Origin of the sequence: Metabacillus lacus (genome assembly GCF_009674805.1) — a bacterium.
GTDB lineage: Bacteria > Bacillota > Bacilli > Bacillales > Bacillaceae > Metabacillus_C > Metabacillus_C lacus.
In genome coordinates, this window is the sequence record NZ_WKKI01000081.1 from 1 (window position 1) to 7,760 (window position 7,760).

Here is a 7,760-nt window from a genome sequence, read left to right on the forward strand (position 1 = left end):
AGAAGGATAAATTTTGTCTGCCGGAAAAATATGAAAAAAACACCCGTTTTTTTGAGGGAAAAAAGTGAGTGTTTACAGTACTTGCGCTGTAAATCATGGGCTCAATACAAGCAAAGTAGATGAATGCAAAGAGAAACACATTGATGATTGTATATAGGAAAACCCTTTTAGTTAAGGTAAACATAGAATCAACTCCACTGCTGACAGGATAAGTGCTGTATTAATTCTAACATATTATGGGAACGAAATTTCTTAAATATAGCTGAGCTTCCTTAGAAAATACTCTCATTATATGGCCACTTGTTTCCTTTGTGAACTATATAGTTCGTGGAGTGACTGTCAATATTAGAAACCTGTCCGAAGTCTTAATATAAAAAAACAATTTTTCGGGAGGTGGGAGTACCTCGCTTGTTTTTTTGTTTATAGTCACAGTAACGAAAGCATTAAACACAATGTTAATGAGTTTCTCCTATCGTCATTCTTGTTATAATGACCGATACATATGAGAGCTTACGTTTATCTTATATTATCGTGTAATTGTTCGTACTCATGTGTCAAAAAATAACTATCCTTCACTCCATAAAATGGTAATATTATATTTGGAGGTGGAATTGTGAAAAAATTTAGTGTATTATCAATAGCCTTGATATTTATAGGGTTAATATTAATCGGCTTAAATTGGATAATTGATGGCTATTTTGAAATGATAGTCCTTATTAGTTTTATTTCTTTATTAGTCGGGGTTGTATTAAGTTTTATAGCAATTGCTAAAAAGGAAAAAGGAACATTAAAATTCATATCACTTATTTCCTTCTTTCTTATGATGTTTGTAGTTACTTGGTTTGAACCATTTCAGTTACTTCGAATTATTACTTGGCTAAAAAATGTTTCTTAAAGTGAAAAAGTCTAAAGTCAATAGAACGAAACTCTTATTATGAGGTTTCCTTCTATTTCACTTAATAATCAACATCAAAGATTTTAAAAAAATAGGGGTTTTAACTTATGAAACTGAAAAATTATTAACATGGCGAACAGTGCCAGGCACCACCCGAAAAATCTCGTTTCACGGCTTGTTTCACGGGAGAAAGAAGCGAACAGTGCCAGGCACCACCCGAAAAATCTCGTTTCACAGCTTGTTTCACGGAGGAAAAGGCGAACAGTGCCAGGCACCACCCGAAAAATCTTGTTTCACGGCTGGTTCCACGGGGGAGAAGGAAAACGGTGATAGCAGCACACCGAAGTTTCGCGTGCTGCTTTATTTTTACATAAAGTAGGAACGGGATTTCCTGATTATAGCTGCGCTTCCTTAAAAAATACTCACATATTAAAAATGGTCACCTGCTCCTTTTGTGGCAAAAACTTTGTACGGGGAGTGAATGTGACTTATCTTTATTTTGTGAAGGATTTTCTGATCTTTTGTTGAATGTTAAAGTTGCAGTTGCCTTCGCATTTCGTCTAGTAACCATCATCTCGCACCGATATGCCCCTGATGCTTCTCCAGCTTTCATTCTTTTGGTTTTTTACTCCCTTATTTAGCAGTTTCCATCCTCCAATGTTTTTCTTCTGCTTTTTTTCTCTCAATGGTTCTGTAAACAATCTTTTTTCATTTTGTTAGATCAAAAAAATAGTTTTGGAGGTTTTACTATGTTTGTTGTGGTTTTCAGCTTTTGCTCGAAGTGGCTGGCGAGCTATTTTCATGAGACGGAGTCGGTGGTTAGAGGAGAGCGGACTGGGAGCAGCCGCGTACAGATTAAAATGATCTGGGGGATTTACGACTTGGCAGGCGATACTACATTTCATTACGTTGGGAGGGAGACGTAATGCCTCGTTGTAAGAGAGTTTGGATTCCCGAGCAATTTTATCATGTTGTATGCCGGGGGAACCGGCGCGATCCTCTGTATCGCAACGCGACCGATTTTGAAGCCTTTCTCCATATCCTTCAGCAGCTCCATGAAAAGCATAAATTTGAAATCACCTCGTATTGCCTGATGACAAATCATTACCACCTTCAAATCCGCTCAAGTAAAACTTCCTTATCCAACCTTTTTGCCCTCATTAACAAGCGTTACGCGAATTATTATAATTCTAAATATAAGCTGTCAGGGCACGTTTATGAGAAACGCTACTTTAGCAAGCTAATACAAGGAAAGGAGGGTATGTTTGAAGTCAGCCGCTATATCCATCTTAATCCAGTGGAAGCCAAAATAGTCAAGTCTCCCAAACATTACCCCTGGAGCAGCTTTCATCTCTATAAAGATCCCAGACTGGCTGTGCCCGTTTTTATGAGGACCGACATTCTTCTCAAATATTACCATGGAACAAATCCGGAGAAGAGGGGTAAGTTTTGTGAGGAAACTGAGGAGGTCAGGCCTTTAAATGAATACGGGGAGTGAAGAGGGCCGTGCTCAAGACTTAATTCCCCCAACCCGTGGAATTGTATATTATAGTTTATCTCTTTTCAGTATTGTACTTTCACTCATACCTATTTTCTTGGAGACATAGATTATTACAATAGACGCAGTAAGAATTGAAATGATCTTCCACTCCCATTCCATATTTATGATCTGGTATACAGAGAGACTTTCAATCAGAATAGCTGGAATTTTGCCGAGAGTGCTGGCGATAAAAAAAGTTAAAAAAGTTACACTTCCAATTGAGGCAGCAAACGTAACAAGGCCAGATGGCATAAATGGGAGAATTCTAAGGGCGATAATGAATAGGAACGCTTCTTTGCCATCTGCCTTCAACAATTTCTGTACTTTTGGATGTGAGAATCCACGCATATTTTTTAGTCTTCGAAAACCTTTTCTATATAGGATAAATGCAATAGCAGCCCCTAAAGACTCTCCTGCAAAAGAAACAGCTATTCCTTCCCACAAACCAAATACAGCTAAATTAGCTGCAGTTAAAAAAACACTGGGCACTAATCCAAGAATACTAATGACAATATTGATGATGATACTAAGCACAAGAGCAATGTGCATATAGGACTTAAATAATTCTACGATCATTTCCTGCATTTGTTAAGGAGACTCTCCTTCTTCAACCACAATTGAGTGCAGCTGCCTGGCAATATCCCGCAAATGTCTGGTTTGCTCAACAGTTAATTGTGAGTAGTATTTTTCAATTATCATTTCATCAACCTTGTTGTGCTCTGCAAAATACTCCTCCCCTTTTGTTCCAAGTGTAAGAAAAATTTCTCTCCGGTCTTCAGTATTAACGGTCCGAACAATATACCCATCTTTCTCGAGCTTACTCACTAGTTGGCTGACTGAACTCATCGAAAGCTGATATAACTCCGCTACCGACTGAACTCTGACTGGCTGAAGTTTATGAACGGATCTGAGCACCATGAATTGCTTGGAAGTAATCTCATACTTCGTGAGGATAGAAGAATGCAGTCTTGCCAAATGGGAGTTAACTCCTTCTAAAAATAAAAGCGCCTCTTTTACATAACTGGCTTGCTGTCTTATATGAATCCCTCCATTCTAAAACTTTAATAAGTTAAAATATTTAACTTAATAAAATATATAATATATCTATTTCAGTAGCAAGTGTAAAAAGTGTCTGACACTACTGGAAAATAATGTTTACCAATTAGAGTTGGATTGTGAGGATGCCGAAGAGGTCAGGACTTTAAAGGAACACGGGGAGTGAAGGGAGGTAATTGAATATAAGAAGAACGGGTTATAGAGTCGACAAGTCTTTTAAAAAATTAGGTTTTATATTCTTCCGATATTATTGAAAAACAAAAGCGGAAACGCTAGATTGACATGATTACCTAACATCTTCTCTGAATTTCTTACTCTTAAAAAAGTATTCTTCTGTTAAGTACCTCTATCAAAAGGCCTGTTTTTCCAATGTAATAACATAATTCTACATAAATATCTCCAATTATTTACTTTTATCCGCTAAACTAAATAACAGAGTACTGAAAATTTTCGAGCAAGATATTGTTCTGGAGGCTGTTGAAATGAGATCTCTCTATATATTGAAGGTGAATATTATAATAACTCTTTTTGTTTTAGGAGGATGTGGAGTCATGGGAGGAATTTCTGAAACGCCGGAGGAAAGGCATGCTAGGGAAACATTTGTTAGTGTAAATGACTATGTGGGAGAAGGGTATCGATTGCCTGATGGCCAGAGAAATGACCCAATCGCGAAAGAAAAGTTTGAAGAAATCGCATCGGCTACAGAGCAATTTTTTCTTGATAAATATAAAACAGAAGTGATTGTACATAACGCAGTGGGTGCAAAGCATGGGATCATGGTGTTTGTGGAATCTCCTAATGAGCCTAGATTTCATACGTTTGCGATGATGCCTGTTGATGCTAAGGAAGGGAAGATATTTATAGAAGATATTTGGACGGTGGAGATGCAGGTAGAGCAAGCTCTGTTTGGTGGTTTATTAGCAATGATTATGGAGGAAGAGTTTGCGGCACTTGACCAATATATTGAAGAATTAGTTGAGAACTATCCAGTCATTGGGATGAGGCCTGAAGCTGTCAGTACTGTTACTAAATCAGGTTATACAACACCTTTCTATTTTATTCAGGCCCTCTCGTTGAGGGAGGATTTGGAACGCATTAATCGACTGTATTTAGATAATCCACTGATTAGTAAAGAGGAATTAAAAAACCAGTTTGATATAGATAATTATAATGCGGAAAAGTTAACGATTTCCATAGAATTATTTATGGAAGACCACAGTATAGAACCTGATGAGAGTATTATTCAAAAAATTATTAATGATATTAAAAAAGTAGAAGGCCTTCCAAGAGGTGCCTACTCAGTTGCATTACATGACAATAATATAAGTAAATTAACCGGTATTGGAGATAAAGATAATTCATTGATTGAAGGGAACATAGTACAAATTATTCGTAAATAAGGGGGGATTATAAGTGAATTAGTTATACATTCAGTATTTCACTAGCGATCCAGCACTTGTTTAACTTGGAGGTTTGCACCAACTACAACCCCACCGGCCTTGATGCTTTAACGTTAGAAAATGTCAACACAGGCGAGTTTATTATGGCTTTTGTTGGCACAGATGCACATGCCGAGTATGGGATGCAGATGCAGGATTTGAAGACGAATGTAAAACTTTTAAATGGGGTGACACCTCCACAACTGCAGGAGGCAAATGCTTATTTCCAAAGGATGCAGGCGGAGCTTGCGAAGAGCGGACATGAGATTTCTTATTTGTGTGTGGCAACTCGTTAGGCGGCGCGTTGGCCAATAGCGTGGCAGTGCAGAATCCGCAAGTGAAGTCTGTTACGATTAATCCAGCATTGTTGCCACCGGATATAGTTGTCGATGACGTTGATTCTTCCATGATTACCAATTACTTCAGTCAATATGACATTCTTGATTCAAGTTTAAGCGCTGGAAAAATGGATAACCGTGTTCCAGGAAATCAAATTGAGATGTATCATAGAAATCCTTCTTGAGTTAGGCCTAATCTTTACAGGTTACGTTCAGTTTACCTATACCAAAATTAAGATAGATATTGGACTACGGATCTACGGATACAGAGCTTGTTTAATTTGATAGCCAACATGCTTATTTGAGTTATGAGTACGAGTATACTTGAAGATTTGGAGAATCAGAAGTATGAAAAATAATTATACAGGATTATTTAAATAAACTACTATTGTTGTAATTATGGATTCAAATCAACCATGTATGAAAACACCAGTTTTTTACTGTTTTCAGTTAAAATTGGGTATGGAGATAGAATACAAGTTGTATTTAAGTAGAAATGCTTGGGAGGCTACAATCATGAGATGGAATATGATTAATCTTTCAATCTTATTAATAGCGTTATTGACAATTGGAGGATGCGGGGCAAAGGGAAAAACGTCTGAAACGCCGGAGGAGAGGCATGCAAGGGAAGCGTATGTGAGTGTAAATGACTATGTGGGAGAAGGGTACGATCTGCCTGGTGGCCAGAAAAATGACCCAATTGCGAAGGAAAAGTTTGAAGAAATCGCAGCGGCTACAGAGCAATTTTTTCTTGATAAATATAAAACAGAAGTGATTGTACATAATGCAGTAGGTGCAATAGACGGAATTATGATATTTGTGGAATCGCCACACGAACCTAAGTTTAATACGTATGCCTTGATGCCCGTGAATTCAAAAGAGAACAAGATATATCCTGACAAAATATGGACCGAATCTGGGCAAGTTGAACAATCCCTTTTCGGAGGTTTATTAGCAATGATTATGGAAGATGAATTTGCAGCGTTGGACCAATATTTTGAGGAATTTACTAAGAAACACCCTGTTACTGGTTTACAACAGGAAGCAATTAACAATGTAAAAAAGACAGGCTATACAACTTCGTATTATTTTATTCAGCCTCTCTCTTTAAGAGAAGAGATGGAAAAGATTAATGCACTATATTTAGAAAATCCTAAAATTACTATAGAGGAATTAAGAAAACACTTTGATAAGCATGAATATAATGCTGAAAAATTAGCTTTCGGGATTAACCTGTTTATGAGTGAACCAGGACTGGAACCAAATGAAGAAATTTTCGAGCAACTTTTGAACGATCTTAGTAATAATTCCTCCTTACCTAGAGGAGCTAACACAGTATCATTGCATGATAACAATATAAATAAAAAAACCGGAATAGGACATAAAGATAACACGATGAATGAGGGTAATATAGTACCGATTATTCGAGATTAAGAGGAGAGGAGATGAGTTTTAGTGGGGAATATAATCATACCACCAATTCAAAAAGATACGATTACTGATTCCGAACTTGTGGTTCTGGCAGGTCTACATGCATATAGAGGTCATGAGAATTCAGCCAGAGTAGAAATTGGAGATGCGATCTTTAGGGTAGTTGACACCAACTAGGACCACCCCACCGGCCTCGATGCTTTGACTCTGAAAAATGAAAAAACAGGCGAGTTTATTATGGCTTTTGTTGGCACAGATGCACATGCCGAGTATGGGATGCAGGATTTGAAGACGAATGTAAAACTTTTGAATGGGGTGACACCTCCACAGCTGCAGGAGGCAAATGCTTATTTCCAAAGTATGCAGGCGGAGCTGGCGAAGAGCGGACATGAGATTTCTTATGTGTGTGGCAACTCGTTAGGCGGCGCGTTGTCCAATAGCGAGGCAGTGCAGAATCCGCAAGTGAAGTCTGTTACGATTAATCCGGCATTGTTGCCATCGGATATAGTTGTCGATGACGTTGATTCTTCCAAGATTACCAATTATATCAGTCGAAATGGATAACCGTGTTCCAGGAAATCAAATTAAGATGTATCATAGAAATCCTTCTTGAGTTAGGCCTAATCTTTACAGGTTACGTTTAGTTTACCTATACCAAAATTAAGATAGATATTGGACTACGGATACAGAGCTTGTTTAATTTGATAGCCAACATGCTTATTTGAGTTATGAGTACGAGTATACTTGAAGATTTGGAGAATCATTTATGGATACAAATCATTCATGTATGAAATACTAGTTTTTTACTGTTTTTAATTAAAATTGGGTATGGAGATAGAATACAAGTTGTATTTAGGTAGAAATGCTTGGGAGGCTACTATCATGAGATGGAATATGATTAATCTTTCAATCTTATTAATAGCGTTATTGACAATTGGAGGATGCGGGGCAAAGGGAAAAACGTCTGAAACGCCGGAGGAGAGACATGCAAGGGAAGCGTATGTGAGTGTAAATGACTATGTGGGAGAAGGGTACGATCTGCCTGGTGGCCAGAAAAATGA

General features: G+C 37.6%; 7 protein-coding genes and 1 pseudogene. 6 read left to right on the forward strand and 2 right to left on the reverse strand.

Annotation, left to right across the window (positions count from 1 at the left end; genetic code table 11):
* Positions 1 to 613 precede the first annotated feature (613 nt).
* Together GJU40_RS19920 and GJU40_RS19925 are read left to right on the forward strand one after the other, a co-directional pair.
* Positions 614 to 895: a hypothetical protein gene (locus tag GJU40_RS19920; RefSeq protein WP_343031651.1), complete on the forward strand. Its 282-nt coding sequence runs from the start codon at positions 614 to 616 to the stop codon at positions 893 to 895.
* A 925-nt stretch (positions 896 to 1,820) separates the two neighbouring features.
* A complete protein-coding gene (locus GJU40_RS19925; protein ID WP_154309800.1) occupies positions 1,821 to 2,393 on the forward strand; it encodes a transposase in 573 nt (190 codons plus the stop codon).
* Positions 2,394 to 2,441: 48 nt separating this feature from the next.
* Here GJU40_RS19925 and GJU40_RS19930 read toward each other — a convergent pair whose 3' ends face one another.
* Both GJU40_RS19930 and GJU40_RS19935 read right to left on the reverse strand, forming a co-directional pair.
* Positions 2,442 to 3,020 carry a TVP38/TMEM64 family protein gene (locus tag GJU40_RS19930; protein ID WP_154309801.1) on the reverse strand — a complete coding sequence of 193 codons (579 nt, stop codon included), beginning with the start codon at positions 3,018 to 3,020 and terminating at the stop codon, positions 2,442 to 2,444.
* 3 nt (positions 3,021 to 3,023) lie between these two features.
* Entirely contained in the window at positions 3,024 to 3,410 is a 387-nt protein-coding gene (locus tag GJU40_RS19935; RefSeq protein ID WP_154309802.1) for a MarR family winged helix-turn-helix transcriptional regulator, read from the reverse strand.
* A gap of 632 nt (positions 3,411 to 4,042) precedes the next feature.
* Between GJU40_RS19935 and GJU40_RS19940 the strand changes: the two genes are divergently transcribed.
* The 4 genes and pseudogenes from GJU40_RS19940 to GJU40_RS19960 all read left to right on the forward strand — a co-directional run bounded on the left by GJU40_RS19940 (position 4,043) and on the right by GJU40_RS19960 (position 7,263).
* Entirely contained in the window at positions 4,043 to 4,891 is an 849-nt protein-coding gene (locus GJU40_RS19940) for a DUF1672 family protein (RefSeq protein WP_212029916.1), read from the forward strand.
* 77 nt (positions 4,892 to 4,968) lie between these two features.
* Positions 4,969 to 5,450 (forward strand): annotated as a pseudogene (locus GJU40_RS21615) (YqiA/YcfP family alpha/beta fold hydrolase); the annotation flags it as partial.
* Between the two features lie 334 nt (positions 5,451 to 5,784).
* Positions 5,785 to 6,702: a DUF1672 family protein gene (locus GJU40_RS19955; RefSeq protein WP_170289466.1), complete on the forward strand. Its 918-nt coding sequence runs from the start codon at positions 5,785 to 5,787 to the stop codon at positions 6,700 to 6,702.
* Between the two features lie 234 nt (positions 6,703 to 6,936).
* Positions 6,937 to 7,263, forward strand: a complete 327-nt coding sequence (locus GJU40_RS19960; RefSeq protein WP_154309807.1) for a YqiA/YcfP family alpha/beta fold hydrolase — start codon at positions 6,937 to 6,939, stop codon at positions 7,261 to 7,263.
* The last annotated feature ends 497 nt before the right edge of the window (positions 7,264 to 7,760 follow it).

Bases quoted from the DNA above. Each gene is read 5' to 3' on its own strand.
- GJU40_RS19925 (WP_154309800.1), top strand. From the start codon at position 1,821: ATGCCTCGTTGTAAGAGAGTTTGGATTCCCGAGCAATTTTATCATGTT.
- GJU40_RS19930 (WP_154309801.1), bottom strand. From the start codon at position 3,020: ATGCAGGAAATGATCGTAGAATTATTTAAGTCCTATATGCACATTGCT.
- GJU40_RS19940 (WP_212029916.1), top strand. From the start codon at position 4,043: ATGGGAGGAATTTCTGAAACGCCGGAGGAAAGGCATGCTAGGGAAACA.
- GJU40_RS19955 (WP_170289466.1), top strand. From the start codon at position 5,785: ATGAGATGGAATATGATTAATCTTTCAATCTTATTAATAGCGTTATTG.
- GJU40_RS19960 (WP_154309807.1), top strand. From the start codon at position 6,937: ATGGCTTTTGTTGGCACAGATGCACATGCCGAGTATGGGATGCAGGAT.